This is a genomic window from Insulibacter thermoxylanivorax (assembly GCF_015472005.1).
In the GTDB taxonomy this organism is placed as follows: domain Bacteria; phylum Bacillota; class Bacilli; order Paenibacillales; family DA-C8; genus Insulibacter; species Insulibacter thermoxylanivorax.
In genome coordinates, this window is record NZ_BMAQ01000005.1 from 136,892 (window position 1) to 150,635 (window position 13,744).

At 53.4% G+C, this 13,744-nt stretch carries 13 protein-coding genes; 12 read left to right on the forward strand and 1 reads right to left on the reverse strand.

Features of this window, described 5'->3' with window-relative positions; all coding sequences use genetic code 11:
- The first annotated feature begins 285 nt into the window (after positions 1-285).
- From PRECH8_RS03665 to kduD, 4 genes are all read left to right on the forward strand, one after another.
- Positions 286-921, forward strand: a complete 636-nt coding sequence (locus PRECH8_RS03665) for an RsfA family transcriptional regulator (protein ID WP_200965728.1) — start codon at positions 286-288, stop codon at positions 919-921.
- Between the two features lie 205 nt (positions 922-1,126).
- A complete protein-coding gene (kduI, locus tag PRECH8_RS03670; protein ID WP_200965729.1) occupies positions 1,127-1,957 on the forward strand; it encodes a 5-dehydro-4-deoxy-D-glucuronate isomerase in 831 nt (276 codons plus the stop codon).
- A 36-nt stretch (positions 1,958-1,993) separates the two neighbouring features.
- The gene (locus PRECH8_RS03675) at positions 1,994-2,761 is read left to right on the forward strand and encodes a DeoR/GlpR family DNA-binding transcription regulator (protein WP_200965730.1); all 768 of its coding nucleotides are present in this window, start codon (positions 1,994-1,996) and stop codon (positions 2,759-2,761) included.
- Positions 2,762-2,821: 60 nt separating this feature from the next.
- On the forward strand, positions 2,822-3,580 hold the full coding sequence (gene kduD / locus PRECH8_RS03680) for a 2-dehydro-3-deoxy-D-gluconate 5-dehydrogenase KduD (protein ID WP_200965731.1): 759 nt from the start codon (positions 2,822-2,824) through the stop codon (positions 3,578-3,580).
- Positions 3,581-3,692: 112 nt separating this feature from the next.
- Here kduD and PRECH8_RS03685 read toward each other — a convergent pair whose 3' ends face one another.
- The gene (locus tag PRECH8_RS03685; protein ID WP_200965732.1) at positions 3,693-4,703 is read right to left on the reverse strand and encodes a LacI family DNA-binding transcriptional regulator; all 1,011 of its coding nucleotides are present in this window, start codon (positions 4,701-4,703) and stop codon (positions 3,693-3,695) included.
- 328 nt (positions 4,704-5,031) lie between these two features.
- Between PRECH8_RS03685 and PRECH8_RS03690 the strand changes: the two genes are divergently transcribed.
- From PRECH8_RS03690 to PRECH8_RS03725, 8 genes are all read left to right on the forward strand, one after another.
- A complete protein-coding gene (locus PRECH8_RS03690; protein WP_200965733.1) occupies positions 5,032-5,796 on the forward strand; it encodes an SDR family NAD(P)-dependent oxidoreductase in 765 nt (254 codons plus the stop codon).
- A gap of 205 nt (positions 5,797-6,001) precedes the next feature.
- The gene (locus tag PRECH8_RS03695) at positions 6,002-7,489 is read left to right on the forward strand and encodes a tagaturonate epimerase family protein (RefSeq protein ID WP_200965734.1); all 1,488 of its coding nucleotides are present in this window, start codon (positions 6,002-6,004) and stop codon (positions 7,487-7,489) included.
- 207 nt (positions 7,490-7,696) lie between these two features.
- Positions 7,697-8,422 (forward strand): thioredoxin domain-containing protein, encoded by a 726-nt coding sequence (locus PRECH8_RS03700; RefSeq protein WP_200965735.1) that lies wholly within the window; start codon positions 7,697-7,699, stop codon positions 8,420-8,422.
- Entirely contained in the window at positions 8,422-8,886 is a 465-nt protein-coding gene (locus PRECH8_RS03705) for a disulfide oxidoreductase (RefSeq protein WP_200965736.1), read from the forward strand. Before PRECH8_RS03700 ends, PRECH8_RS03705 begins: the two co-directional genes overlap by 1 nt.
- 195 nt (positions 8,887-9,081) lie before the next feature.
- Positions 9,082-10,041, forward strand: a complete 960-nt coding sequence (locus tag PRECH8_RS03710; RefSeq protein WP_200965737.1) for a ketopantoate reductase family protein — start codon at positions 9,082-9,084, stop codon at positions 10,039-10,041.
- Between the two features lie 15 nt (positions 10,042-10,056).
- Positions 10,057-10,455 (forward strand): DUF3397 domain-containing protein, encoded by a 399-nt coding sequence (locus PRECH8_RS03715; RefSeq protein ID WP_200965738.1) that lies wholly within the window; start codon positions 10,057-10,059, stop codon positions 10,453-10,455.
- Between the two features lie 232 nt (positions 10,456-10,687).
- Positions 10,688-12,328, forward strand: coding sequence for a bacillithiol biosynthesis cysteine-adding enzyme BshC (gene bshC / locus PRECH8_RS03720; protein ID WP_200965739.1), 1,641 nt, complete (start codon positions 10,688-10,690; stop codon positions 12,326-12,328).
- Between the two features lie 135 nt (positions 12,329-12,463).
- Positions 12,464-13,720 (forward strand): adenosylhomocysteinase, encoded by a 1,257-nt coding sequence (locus tag PRECH8_RS03725; protein WP_200965740.1) that lies wholly within the window; start codon positions 12,464-12,466, stop codon positions 13,718-13,720.
- The last annotated feature ends 24 nt before the right edge of the window (positions 13,721-13,744 follow it).

Below are 13,744 nucleotides of genomic sequence, written 5' to 3' on the forward strand. Positions count from 1 at the left end.
AATCCATTGATCAATCCTACCCAACATTATACCTGTAAGCGCTCAATGTGTAAACGTGAATCCGTGACGAAAAGGTGAACATTTCATCCTTATCCGCTTTTATCATTCCCCAACCCCCCTGTTCTTACCCTTGTTTCAATGCAAGAAATCACACACCCCATGTATGGAGTACGAGCAAAATGGTTATACCAAATACTAAATAAATAGATTCTATGAACTCTAGCATGAGCATAGAGATACATTAATGGAATTGATCTAAATCATGAAGTGGAGGTAAGGCTGAACATGGCAACAATTAGACAGGATGCTTGGACGCCGGATGATGACCTTATACTAGCCGAAGTGACTCTGCGACATATTCGCGAAGGCGGCACGCAGCTTCGCGCCTTCGAAGAAGTTGGCGAGAGGATCGGCCGCACGCCGGCGGCCTGCGGCTTTCGCTGGAACAGTTGCGTGCGCAAAAAGTATGAAGCTGCGATCGCGATTGCAAAAGCACAGAGGCAGAAGAGAAATCAAGCCCGTAAGAAGGGCGGAGGCTCCAGCCAGGCATCTGCTGATTCCAATGCGCTTGAACAGGGCCGCGGGGATCAGGTTAGTGAAGAGTCTATCTCAATCGATGCGGTGATTCGTTTCCTCAGGCAGTGGAAGCAGACTTATCAAGATATGAATCGCAAGATTAAGTCGCTAGAGAAAGAGCTTCGCGAGGCCGAGGAGAAACTTGCAGCTCTGGAGAAAGAGAAAGAAGAGTTGGAGAAACAGGTGAACGTAGTCCAGTCAGATTACCGCACGGTGAATGATGATTATAAGACGCTTATCCAGATCATGGATCGCGCCCGCAAGCTGGCTGTTCTTGAAAATCTAGATGAAGACAAACCCCGGTTTAAGATGGATGCCAATGGAAATCTAGAGCGCATCGACTGATGTGCGGATGTAAGAGGATAACATCGTTCTCAACCGGCTGACAGCCCATTCTGCAAGAAAGAATGGGCTGTTATGATGTGGAATTCTAGTGATTTCATAAAATGTTCGCAGAAGTGTGCAAGGTTTGAGATTGTCTTTTTCGTACGATATGGTACAATAACATACAGAAATGAACATTAACATACGTTTTAGGAGGTTTTCGATCATGGAGATTCGTTACCAGATTAGTCCGGCAGAAGCTAAGACCTTCGATACGCAGCAGTTAAGAGACAATTTCCTCATCGAGAACTTGTTCCAAGAGGGCAAACTCACGATGGTCTACACGCATTACGATCGTATGATCGTAGGCGGTGCGGTGCCGACGGATACGCCGCTCATCCCGGACGATAAGGAGACGCTGAAGACGGATTATTTTTTCGAGCGTCGTGAAGCCGGTTTCATCAATATCGGCGGTCCTGCGGTGATCACGGTAGACGGCACGAAATATGAGCTGAACAAACTGGATTGCTTATATGTCGGCAAGGGCTCGAAGGAGGTCAAGCTCGAAAGCGCTGACAAGTCGAATCCGGCTCGCATCTACATGTGCTCTGCACCGGCACACGCTGTGCTCGAGACGCGCAAGCTTTCCTTGGATGGAGCTACACCGAGACATATGGGTTCGCCGGAGACTTGCAATGAGCGCACGATCTACCAATACATCCACGCCGATGGTCTGCCAAGCTGCCAGCTCATGATGGGTGTAACGATCTTCAAACCGGGAAGCGTATGGAACACGATGCCGGCACACCTGCATGACCGTCGAATGGAAGCTTACCTCTATTTTGATATGGCGGATGATGCAAGAGTGTTCCACTTCATGGGCCAACCGCATGAGACAAGACATCTCGTGGTGAAGAACGAAGAAGTAGTCCTTTCGCCGAGCTGGTCGATCCACTCCGGAGCAGGTACATCCAGCTATACTTTCATCTGGGCGATGGCGGGCGAAAACTATACCTTCACAGACCAAGACCCAGTGAAGATGGAGGATCTGCGATAATCAGCTATATATTATCAGCGGATAAGGGGGGACCATATGCTGGCGGTTTCCAGGCAGCGCTTGATCATGGAGAAGCTGCAGGAAGACGGCGCGGTTAAGGTCTCGGAATTGAGCGAGCTTTTGCAGGTTTCTGAGAAAACGATACGCGAAGATTTGGAGAAGCTGGAGAAGAAAGGATTGCTGAAGCGAATCCACGGCGGTGCGGTACTGGCGGAGAACAATGGCGTTCATCTGCCTCCCCCGCCGGCTGCCCAAGCCAGCATACGGTTCCATGAGAAGGAAGCGATCGCTGAGAAGGCCGTCACTTATATTCAAGAAGGGGATATCATCGCTCTGGACGGCGGCAGCACGACGCTGCGCATCGCTGTGCGATTGCGCAACGAACCGCTCACCGTCGTCACCAATGACGTGATGATCATCCGCGAACTGGCTGTCCATGACCGCATTCGGCTTGTAGTACCCGGCGGATATCGGCATCGCAATCTTCTGACGATGCAGGGCAATTGGGATTGGCTGCGAAAGCTGAATATCCATAAGCTTTTCCTATCTGCCACAGGAATCCACATGGAATACGGCCTGACGATCTTCACCGAGGAGCACGTTGCCTTGAAGCAGCTTCTTCTTGAAAGTTCGAAGAAAGTATTCTGTGTGGCAGATCACAGCAAGTTCGATAAGGGAGCGCTGCTCACGTTTGCAGAATTGAAACAGATCGATACGATTATCACTGATTACGGACTTGCACCGGAGATTGCAGAGCGCTATCGCAAGCAGGGAATACAGCTCGATATTGCTGATCCGATCTGACGAGCTCGGGCAATACGAGATCATCGCGAGACAATCTCATTAGGGGAGGACTAGGTTCTTATGAGCAAATTATTCGATCTGACAGGGAAAGTAGCCGTTGTTACGGGCGGCGGCAAGGGTCTCGGTCAAGGCATGGCCATTGGCTTGGCTGAAGCGGGAGCAGATGTGGTCATCGTGACCAATTTCTCCAATGCGAAGGAGACAGTGGAGGCAATTACGAAACTTGGTCGCAAAGCACACACGATCGTTGCCGATCTGAGCGATGAGAGCAAGCTGCAAGATGTGATCACCGAAGCCAAAAATGCTTTCGGCAGACTTGATATTCTGGTGAACAATGCGGGCATCATCCGCCGCACGCCGGCAGCGGATCACGCGGCACAAGATTTCCATGATGTTATACAATTGAATCTCAAATCCGTCTTCTTCCTGTGCCAATATGCAGGACGGGAGATGCTCAAGCAGGGTTCCGGCAAGATCATCAACATCGCATCGATGCTGAGCTTCCAAGGGGGGATCAACGTTCCCGGCTATACAGCGAGCAAGCACGGGGTGGCCGGTCTAACGAAGGCCTTCGCCAATGAATGGGCGAGCAAAGGCGTACAGGTGAACGCGATTGCTCCAGGATATATGGCCACGGACAACACGCATCAACTGCGTGAAGATCCGGTGCGCAGCAAGGAGATCTTAAGCCGCATTCCTGCAGGCCGCTGGGGAACTCCGGATGACTTGAAAGGTGCGGTGGTCTTCTTGGCATCCCCGGCTTCCGACTATGTCACGGGCCATGTGCTCTGCGTAGACGGCGGCTGGATGGTTCGCTGATCACTGCGCTGCCGACGAGGGCGCCGAATGAAGAAACTCGGGACGTGCAGGTCATGTACGGGGGAATGATGAAGAGTATTATGAAAGGTTAAAATTTCAGCGGCACGACAATTCATCGTGCCGCTGGAGGTGCAGTGGAACGGCGCAAGGTCAGTTCCGGTTCCATATAGATGGCATCGGGGACGCTTTCTTCATCGACGAGATGGAGGAGCGTCTCCGTTGCTTTGTCAGCGATGCTGGACAGTTCAACACCCACTGTAGTAAGCGGGACTTCGAGGTTCGCCGATTGCGGGATATTGTCATAGCTGACGATGGACAGCTGCTCCGGCACGCTGAGCTTCAGTTCCTGCGCCGCCTGCAGGATGCCCCGGGTCAGATCGTAGCTGCCGCTGACGATCGCTGTCGGCCGGTCATCCTTATGCTGCAGGATCTGCTTGGCGGCCAGATACCCGGAATGGGTTTCCATGTTTTCCACCGGAGCGATGATATGCTTCAGTCCCAGGCGTTCCCCTTCTTCACGGAATTTGCGAATCTTCTCTTCTTGCAGCAGGTCGTAACGAACGGGCTGTCCGATGTAGGCGATGTTTCGGTGGCCGAGCTCATACAGATGCTCCACGGCCAGCTTCGTCGCTTGATCGCGCCGCACGTCGATCGTCGGGTAAGGCACATGGCCGGCTACGCCGTAGACTAGGATCGGGATGTTGGTGTTATAGCTGTAGTCAGGCGGCACCTTCTCGTCGTGATTGTAGAAGATGAAGATGGCATCGACCTGGAACCGATGAAAGGCAGCGATCGCCGATTCGATGCGATTGATGGACAATAATGTCGTATAAGACCTTTCTTCAAGTTTTTCATTGATCAGCGTCATCAATGCCCCCGTTGTCGCCCGCTCTACGGACGGCCAGACAAAGCCGATGGCCCAGCTTTTCTTCGAGACCAGCCGTCGTGCGGCGATGTTCGGCTGATAGCCCATTTCCTCAGCTATGCGCAGCACCTTGAGCTTGGTCTTCTCCTGCACGAGAGGGCTGTTGCGCAGCGCTTTCGAGACGGTCGAGAAACTGACTCCTGCACGTTCGGCGATATCTTTGATCGTAACCGTTTTAATGACCTCCTTTTCAGCCATAATCTCATTGACAGTTTTATTATACTTCAATACAATTGAGATTGATATAACAACGTTGTTAATTTTATTTGTTTTTTAATTATATGATAATTATACGTTAAAGGACGCAAGATCACTGTCCAGGTTCCCGAATGTGTATAAGAGGAGCAAGATTCGCGGCGTGCGGGGACGAAACTGCCGATGTATCGGCTGTTGTTGTTCTTTTATGTATATCGGTGATTGTCGCGCCTTCGATGAATGCAGTGCTGTCGAGTTCGGCAGAAATCAGTCCATCGCGTGATAATCCGTAACCATCACAATAACAATATGGAGCAGAAGGGGTAGTGACATGAGCATCCACTTGCAAGGCAAAACGGCACTTGTAACCGGTGCCAGCAAAGGCATCGGCCGCGCGATCGCCCTTAAGCTCGCGGCAGCCGGCGCGCAGGTTGCGGTGAACTATCATAAAAGCGAGGAAGAGGCGAAGAGCGTTGTGCAGGCGATTGAGCAGTCCGGCGGCAAGGCGCTTCTCGTTCGCGCAGACGTGACGAAGCTCGATCAGATCGACAAGATGGTTGAACAGGTCGAAGAGGCTTTCGGCAAGATCGATATCCTGGTGAATAACGCCGGCCATATGATTCGCCGCATGGCGAATGCGGAGATGAGCGAAGAGTTGTATGAACAGGTGATGGATCTGAACCTGAAGAGTACGGTCTTCGTCTGCAAACGGGTCATGGCGGGGATGATCGCAAGACGCTCCGGCACGATCATCAACATGGCATCTGTGGCAGCGCATACAGGGGGCGGCGGGGGCTCCTCCGTCTATGCGGCAAGCAAGGCGGCGGTGATCGCTTATTCCAAGGGTCTGGCGAAGGAGTTGGCGCCCCGCGGGATCCGGGTCAACGTCGTGTCTCCGGGTTTCATCGGCAATACAGACTTCCATGCAACGGTCTCCACGGCAGAAGGAAGGGCCAAGGCCGTTGCAGCGGTGCCGCTCGGCCGACAGGGCGAGCCTGAGGATGTAGCCGGCGTGGTGCTGTTCCTCGCTTCCGACCTCGCCGCTTATCTGACCGGGGAGACGATCGAGATTAACGGCGGCTCTTTCATGCGATAAAGAACAAACCGTCAAGTCAAGCGAAATATCCCCCCGGTCCGTTGGGCTCTACGGGATGACATGAATAGTCTCACAAGCATAGCAAGATCAATCCAGGCGGCAACGCTGTCATCGCCGGTAAGCTATACAGCCGGCGAGATCGGCGCGCACATAGTTCAGCGTGAACACAAGCGCTGTCCAATCCACATGAATGAGGTGTATGAAGATGTCTATCAACAAGATCGCCCAGCAATTCCTCGCGGGACAGATCCCGCAATCGGACGCTGAGACGAAAGTCTATGATCAATCGGTGCTTGAACATGAAGGCACGAAGCTGATCATGATTCGGCAGGGTCTTAATCGGTTGCTGCTCGTCATCGGCAATGGCAGCCTGTATGATGAACTGGAAGGCGAATCCTTCGAAGGGTATAAGCTGTGTCCGACGAATCACCATAACCGGCTGGTGCTCAACCGCTGCTTCCCGCACACCGCGCCGCAGGCCTTCGGCAAACAGGTGGCCACCTTCGGCCTCGGCGACCGTCTGGGGCTTGCAAGTCCCGGTCATATCAAGACGATTCGCGGCCGCGATGTGAAGCCAATCCTCGCGCAGCAGAGCATCCGCGAGTTGAATCTAACGGGCCGGGATTATCGGGAAGTACTGGATGCAGCATGCTATGCGGTTATTCAAGAGGGATACACGGGCGGTTTCGGTGCTGACGGCGATCATTTGAAGCTGGAGGAAGACATCCAGATGTCCCTTGATCTGGGATTTACGATGCTGACCCTCGATTGCTCTGACCATATCCGCAATGATGTCGACAACATGAATGAGCAGGAGCTGGCAGCGGCATATGAAGAGCTGCCCGAAAAGGTTAGACGCCGTTACGAGGAGAAGTTCCTGAATCAGTCATTCCAAGTTGGCGAGTATGCCTTCACCTATGATAAGCACAGTTTGATGAAGAACGTGCTGATCTACAGCAAAGCAATCGATTACATGCTCTACATCTATGAGCGCTATATCAAGAATGCTGAACGTGCTGTCGATTTTGAGATCTCGATTGACGAGACGATGACGCCGACCGCGCCGGAAGCTCATTACCTCGTGGCTAAAGAACTCCAAGACAACCAGGTGGATATCTTCAGCATGGCGCCAAGATTCTGCGGTGAATTCCAGAAGGGCATCGATTATATCGGCGATCTGGAACAGTTCGAGCGAGAGCTGGCGATGCATGCAGCGATTGCTGACCACTTCGGATACAAGCTCAGCATCCACTCCGGCAGCGATAAGTTCAGCGTCTTCCCGATCATCGCCCGCTACACCAAAGGCAGATTCCATGTGAAGACCGCAGGAACTAACTGGCTGGAGGCGGTGCGGACGGTGGCGAAGGTTAACCCGGACCTGTACCGCCGCATGCACCAATATGCCCTTGATCATTTCGAAGAAGCTAAGGCATACTACCATGTCACCACGGACTTGTCCAAGATCAAGCCGTTGTCCGAAGTATCCGATGCGGAATTGCCGCAATATATGGATGAGGACAATGCCCGCCAGCTGATCCATATCACTTACGGCATCTTGCTGCAAGCGAAGGACGAGAACGGAAATTCCTTGTTCAAGGATGAGTTTTACCAAACCTTGATCGCTCAAGAAGAGGCCTATGAAGCCTCCCTTGCCAGCCATATCGGCCGTCATCTCGAACTCTTGGGCAAGTAAGGGCAGACCTTCAAAAGTTCCTAGTCCTGTATGGACTAGGTTTTTTTGTCCATGACATCTTTTTGAATATTCTCGCAAAACTGTGACAAATGTTTGATTGATAGAGTCGGGCGTGATATTTTATAGTAAACAGATTACAGCAATTAGCATTCCAACACATGATCCGCATGATGTCTATTATAAATTTAGGGAGAGAGAGGTTTCGGTATGTCAAAGCAAAGCCAGAACAATAAACCTAATCACAAAAAGAACAATAAACGCACATCGAGCATCAAGAAGCAGAACCATATGAAACCGTTGATCTGGATGACGGCGGGATTCGCCGCGATCCTCATCCTGCTGGCAGTCATCACGAATATACAGAGCAGCCGGGAAGTTCGCTTCACCGATCTGCCTTCCTTAGCGAATCAGCCGGTGATCGGGGATCCGGAAGCACCGGTTACGGTGTATGGTTTCGGGGATTATCTATGCCCGAGCTGCATGGATTGGGATGAGCGGATCTATCCACAGCTGTACAAAGATTATATCGAGACGGGTAAAGTGAAGTACGCCCATATCCATGTGATGTTCCAGGGCCAAGGGTCGCAACTCGCCTCGCTGGCTGCCGAATCGGTCTTCCAGCAAGCGCCGGAATACTTCTGGGATTATCATCAAGCGATCTTCGCTGCGATGAGAACCAATCATGTAAGTCTGGATCTGCTTCTGGATCTAGCGGAGCAACATGTGCCCGGCATCGATCTCGAACAGCTGGAAGCGGACATAACGAATCTGACAGCGATGCCTGCTTTGGCGGAGGATGTAGACCTGGTGGAACAATATGAAGTGACGAAGACACCGACGGTCATGATCAACGGCATTGTCATGAAGAATCCCTTCGATTATGAGACGATGAAGCGAACGATCGAGAAGGAATTGGAGGCTGCGATGAAGTAATGGGTGCAAGGCGCGGTTTTATCCAACAATATCTGTTGTACTTCGCGTGGATCGTCTCGCTGACTGCGACGCTGGGCAGTCTGTACTTCAGCGAGATTCGCGGCTTCGTGCCGTGCCAGATGTGCTGGATGCAGCGCATCTTCATGTACCCGCTGGTCTTCATCCTGGGGATCGCTGCTTATACCGATGACCGGCGTATCAAGAAGTATGTCCTGCCGCTGACGATCATCGGCGGGTCGATCTCGATCTATCACTATCTCTTGCAGAAGGTCCCGGGATTGGCGGGATTTCAGCCGTGCACGCAGGGCGTGCCGTGCAACGCCATCTATATCGATTGGCTCGGCTTCATCACAATTCCTTTCCTTGCTCTGACCGCCTTCACCTTGATTACGATCAGCATGTTCCTGCTCGATCATCGTGCTGCGGAAGAGCGGGAGGAAACGGCTGAGGACGCAGATGCATGAATGAAGCGGAAACATGAACAGAGCAGAAACACGAACAAGGCAGATGCCTAGATTAATTGTAATAGATCAGTCAGTGAAGCCCCTTTCTGTGATCGGATGATGGGAAGGGGGCTTCTTTTCGTTATATACTAACCTTACAGAACCTTCATTTTTAAGCCGCAGCAGAGCAATTATACATGAAAGGAAGTGCTGGTTATGCGCATATGGGTGTTGGGCGGCGGGGCGATCGGTCTCCTATATGCAGCAAAGCTGCGTGCCTCAGGCGCTGATGTCATGCTTCTTACCCGCACGCGTGAACAAGCGGCGAAGATCGCAGCAAGCGGCATCGAGGTGTGTGATGAGAAGGGGAGTTGGAACATACCCTGTGTCAGCATCGCAGTTGATGATCTCACCCAGCCGGGGGAACTTGGAGAAGAGGCCCCGGAATGGATCTTGCTGACCGTCAAACAGTACGGGATTACCGAAAGGATGCTGGCATGGCTTAACTCATTGGGACAAGCTTCACCGCGCATGAAACTGCTGGCGATGCAGAATGGACTCGGCCATTTGGAGCGATTAGCCGCGCATCTGCCGCCTGAACGGCTGTATGCTGCGGTGGTCTCGGAAGGTGCTCTGCGAACGGGACCTGCCTCTGTGCAGCACACCGGTTCGGGAGTGACCAAGATCGGCGCTGCTGCGCCCGATGGAGAAGGGGAGATGCAGCGCCGCAGAACGCTCAGAGATTTGCAAAAAGTCTTACAAAATGCAGGATTTGAATCGATTTTGTCGAAGCAATTGATAGATGATCTCTGGCATAAATTGATCATCAACTCTGTGATCAATCCGTTAACAGCATTGCTCGGAATACCGAATGGGGAGCTGATTGAGCATCAGAGTCTGCTTACGGTCATGCGTCAATTGATGGAAGAAGCGCGAACGGTCGCTGCCCGAAGCGGTGCGCAGACGGATGATTCCATATGGGAATCAATCCTGGAGGTGTGCAGGCGAACAGCTTCGAACCGCTCTTCGATGCTGCAGGATCTGGAGGCCGGCCGCCCTACGGAACTGCGCTGGATTAACGGGGCAGTGGTGGAAGCAGCACGAAGATGCGGCTTATCCGTACCAACGCATGAGACGATCTTGCAGCTGGTCCAAGCGAAAGAGAGAATTCGTTAGGAAGCGGGTGTCAACGTGCAATTTCTTATCCAGGTGATCCAATCCATCTTCGCTCTTGCGACGATCATACCCTTCGTCACCTTCATCATCCTGCGTGTGGTCTTAAACCGCTTGATGGAAGATAAGAAACGGGCTAAGGACATCACGATCGATGTGACGACAGCGCTGCTCATCTTCAGCGTGTCGGCAATGTTTAATGTGATCTTCGAGCCCGGGATCAGCGGCATATGGATCTTGCTGCTCGCGTTCCTCATCGCCTTCGGTTTAGCAGGCGGTGCACAGACCCGGCAGCAGGGGCAAGTTGATCTGGCGAAGACCCTTCGCCTCATATGGCGCGTTGGCTTCTTGGTATTGAGTTTGCTTTATGTGATCTTCTTCTTCATCGGCATCGGCCAAAGCATGTTCAAAGTTTGATCAGCTCGTAATGTTTTATACTCGCAATGTTCTATAGATGATATGGATGCATATGCTTGATCCTCCCGGCGGTGGCGGTAAGCCCGGTTTTCCGTCAGGGGGATCTTGTTTTTCTTTTTGACGATATGGGAATGGATGTGTACAATCGAAAGATAGTAAATAAGATTATGTAAGTGACGGATCAGGATAGGATCCTTGAGCGTGGACATCATGTTCGATAAGGAAGGGTAATATGAAGATAGAACCAATCTCACTGATGCATGCCAATCCGATAGCCAGGGACTACGTTCAGAGACAGGAGAGAATCGCTGCAAGATATTCAGGTTTCCCGCAGGAGGAAGCAGTCTGGAGGAAGCGCGTCGCTTATCTCACCCAGGGGCGTGAGCTGGCGGCAGACCGCCGGGAGCTTGCGGCGGCGCTGGCCGGATATAACCGCCGCATCGGCAACCATCCTGCGGCGCTGGATCAGATCGAGCAGCTGGCATCCCCGGAAGCGCTGGTGGTCATCGGTGGACAGCAAGCCGGCCTGTTCACGGGGCCGCTGCTCGTCATCTACAAAGCGATTACGATCCTGCGGCAGGCGCGGGAGGCGGCGAAGCGATACCAGCGGCCGGTGATTCCCGTATTCTGGATCGCGGGCGAGGATCATGATCTGGGGGAAGTGAATCATATCCATCTGCTGCGCGCAGGCGATCAGATCCAGCGCTTGCAGTTGGCTAAGCAGGATCATGACCGCGTCTCGATCAGCCATCTGCCGATCTCACCGGAGGATTGGCAAGAGGTGCTCCGCGGACTGGCGCAATCGCTCCCGGATACGGAGCTGAAACCCGGGCTCATCGAGACATTAACATCCATCTGCCGGGATTCTCATACGCTAAGTGAAGCCTTTGCGCGCATCATGGCCCGGCTCTTCGGTGCAGAAGGCCTCGTCCTTATCGACTCCGCAGATCCCGCAATTCGCCGGATCGAAGCGCCGATGTGGAAGCAACTCATCTTGCACAATGCCGAACTTCATCGGGCATATCTGACGGCACAAGAGGCGTTGATCAAGGCGGGATACCATCCGCAGGCGGAAGTTCACGCGGACAGCGCCCACCTCTTCTATTATGAGGATCAGAAGCGGCTGCTGCTGTACCGGCGCGGCGACGGATTCGCTGACCGCTTCGGTCAGCTTCGCCTGACGGAGGAGGAGTTGCTGCAGACAGCCGAAGAAGAGCCGGCCAAGCTGAGTAACAATGTGTTGACACGGCCGCTGATGCAGGATTATCTCTTCCCCGTGCTGGCTGTCGTGCTTGGACCGGGGGAGATCGCCTATTGGGCGCAGCTTAAGGAGGCATTTACTTGCCTAGGCATGGAAGTGCCGGTGATCGTGCCGCGGGAAGGATACACCCTGGTAGAACCGGGGGATCAGAAGCTTCTCGACCGCTTTGGCATGACAGTGGAAGATGTGTTCCGCCGCTTAGCTGAGAAGCGTGAGGCATGGCTCCGCAGTCAAGAGACCTTCGATGTCGAGGAGAAGTTCGCAGCGGCGGCTGCGCAGATTAGCGGGATCTACAAACCGCTGATCGAACAAGCGGGTGAAGTAAATGCGGTGATGAGGTCCTTGGGCGAAGCGAATCTCAGACGAATCCTCGCCGAGGTGGATTACTATCGCAAGCGGATCAATGCGGAGATCGAAGCGAAGCACGCAGCCGGTCTGCGGCAGTTCGATCGTTTGGAACGGGCATTGAACCCGGGCGGGGTGCCGCAGGAACGCGTCTACAATGTATTTGCCTATCTGAATCGGTACGGGGACGGCTGGCTGCGAGCTCTCCTTGCAGAGCATCAGCCTGATCCCTTGGACGGTGCGCAGCATCATGTCGTGTATCTGTAACTATTTAATATATATCCCTAACAATGGACGCATGTACGGTATCTAAACATATTCATGTATCTGATCTAACCCATGTACCCGCGTCGTCTATCTATCGATCAGGAAAGTTATTAATCAGGAAAGGACATCGTATCTATGAACGCCAAAGCTCGAAGCATCATCAAGGATATCTCCCTCGCTTCCGAGGGACATTTGAAGATCGATTGGGCGAGCGCCCATATGCCTGTACTGAATAGGATCCGTGAGCAGTTTGAGAAGGAGCAGCCTTTCCGCGGACTGAAGGTGACGATCTGCCTTCATCTGGAGGCGAAGACCGCATATCTTGCGAAGGTGATCCAAGCCGGCGGCGCAGAGGTGACGATCACCGGCAGCAATCCGCTGTCGACGCAGGATGATGTGTGCGCCGCACTTGTGGAAGACGGCATCACGGTGTTCGCGAGGTACCAGCCGACCCCTGAAGAGTACAAACAGATGCTGGTGCTGGCCCTGGAGACGAAGCCGGATCTTATCATCGATGACGGTGCCGATCTTGTGACTATCCTGCACAGCGAGCGTCCCGATCTCCTGCCGCAGATTCGCGGCGGCGCAGAGGAGACGACAACGGGGATCATCCGCTTAAAGGCGCTGCAGCGGGAAGGCCGGCTGCAGCTGCCGATGGTCGCCGTCAACGACGGGTTGTGCAAGCATCTCTTCGATAACCGCTATGGCACGGGACAGTCGGTGTTCGACGGCATCAACCGCACGACGAACCTGGTCATCGCCGGCAAGACCGTCGTCGTCGCCGGTTACGGCTGGTGCGGCAAAGGCGTCGCGATGCGCGCGAAGGGGCTTGGAGCCAAGGTCGTTGTCACCGAGATCGATCCGATCAAGGCGGTCGAGGCTCATATGGACGGCTTCGAGGTCATGCCGATGATCGAGGCCGCGAAGATCGGCGATATCTTCATCACCGTCACCGGCAACAAGAGCGTCATCCGGCGCGAGCACTATGAGGTGATGAAGGATGGCGCCATCCTGGCAAATGCCGGCCACTTCGATGTAGAGGTGGACAAACCGGACCTGTATGCGCTGGCGGTGAGCACACGCGTCGTCCGTCACAACATCGAGGAATTCGCCCTGGCAGACGGAAGGAAGTTCTACCTGCTGGCGGAGGGCCGCCTCGTCAACTTAGGCGCAAGCGACGGGCATCCGGCGGAGATCATGGATATGACCTTTGCGCTGCAAGCGCTGGGACTGCGCTATGTCAATGAGCATTATGAGCAGCTGGGCAGACAGGTCGTGAACGTGCCCGAAGAAATCGATGAACAGGTCGCCCGCCTCAAGCTGGAGTCCTTAGGGCTTCGCATCGATGCGCTGACACCGGAGCAAGAGACCTATCTAAACAGCTGGACATAACGACTGGAAAGATCGATTCGCCGT

Coding starts and splice junctions, on each gene's coding strand:
- PRECH8_RS03675 (WP_200965730.1), top strand. CDS start 1,994: ATGCTGGCGGTTTCCAGGCAGCGCTTGATCATGGAGAAGCTGCAGGAA.
- PRECH8_RS03710 (WP_200965737.1), top strand. CDS start 9,082: ATGCGCATATGGGTGTTGGGCGGCGGGGCGATCGGTCTCCTATATGCA.
- PRECH8_RS03695 (WP_200965734.1), top strand. CDS start 6,002: ATGTCTATCAACAAGATCGCCCAGCAATTCCTCGCGGGACAGATCCCG.
- kduD (WP_200965731.1), top strand. CDS start 2,822: ATGAGCAAATTATTCGATCTGACAGGGAAAGTAGCCGTTGTTACGGGC.
- PRECH8_RS03705 (WP_200965736.1), top strand. CDS start 8,422: ATGGGTGCAAGGCGCGGTTTTATCCAACAATATCTGTTGTACTTCGCG.
- bshC (WP_200965739.1), top strand. CDS start 10,688: ATGAAGATAGAACCAATCTCACTGATGCATGCCAATCCGATAGCCAGG.
- PRECH8_RS03685 (WP_200965732.1), bottom strand. CDS start 4,703: ATGGCTGAAAAGGAGGTCATTAAAACGGTTACGATCAAAGATATCGCC.
- PRECH8_RS03700 (WP_200965735.1), top strand. CDS start 7,697: ATGTCAAAGCAAAGCCAGAACAATAAACCTAATCACAAAAAGAACAAT.
- kduI (WP_200965729.1), top strand. CDS start 1,127: ATGGAGATTCGTTACCAGATTAGTCCGGCAGAAGCTAAGACCTTCGAT.
- PRECH8_RS03690 (WP_200965733.1), top strand. CDS start 5,032: ATGAGCATCCACTTGCAAGGCAAAACGGCACTTGTAACCGGTGCCAGC.
- PRECH8_RS03665 (WP_200965728.1), top strand. CDS start 286: ATGGCAACAATTAGACAGGATGCTTGGACGCCGGATGATGACCTTATA.
- PRECH8_RS03725 (WP_200965740.1), top strand. CDS start 12,464: ATGAACGCCAAAGCTCGAAGCATCATCAAGGATATCTCCCTCGCTTCC.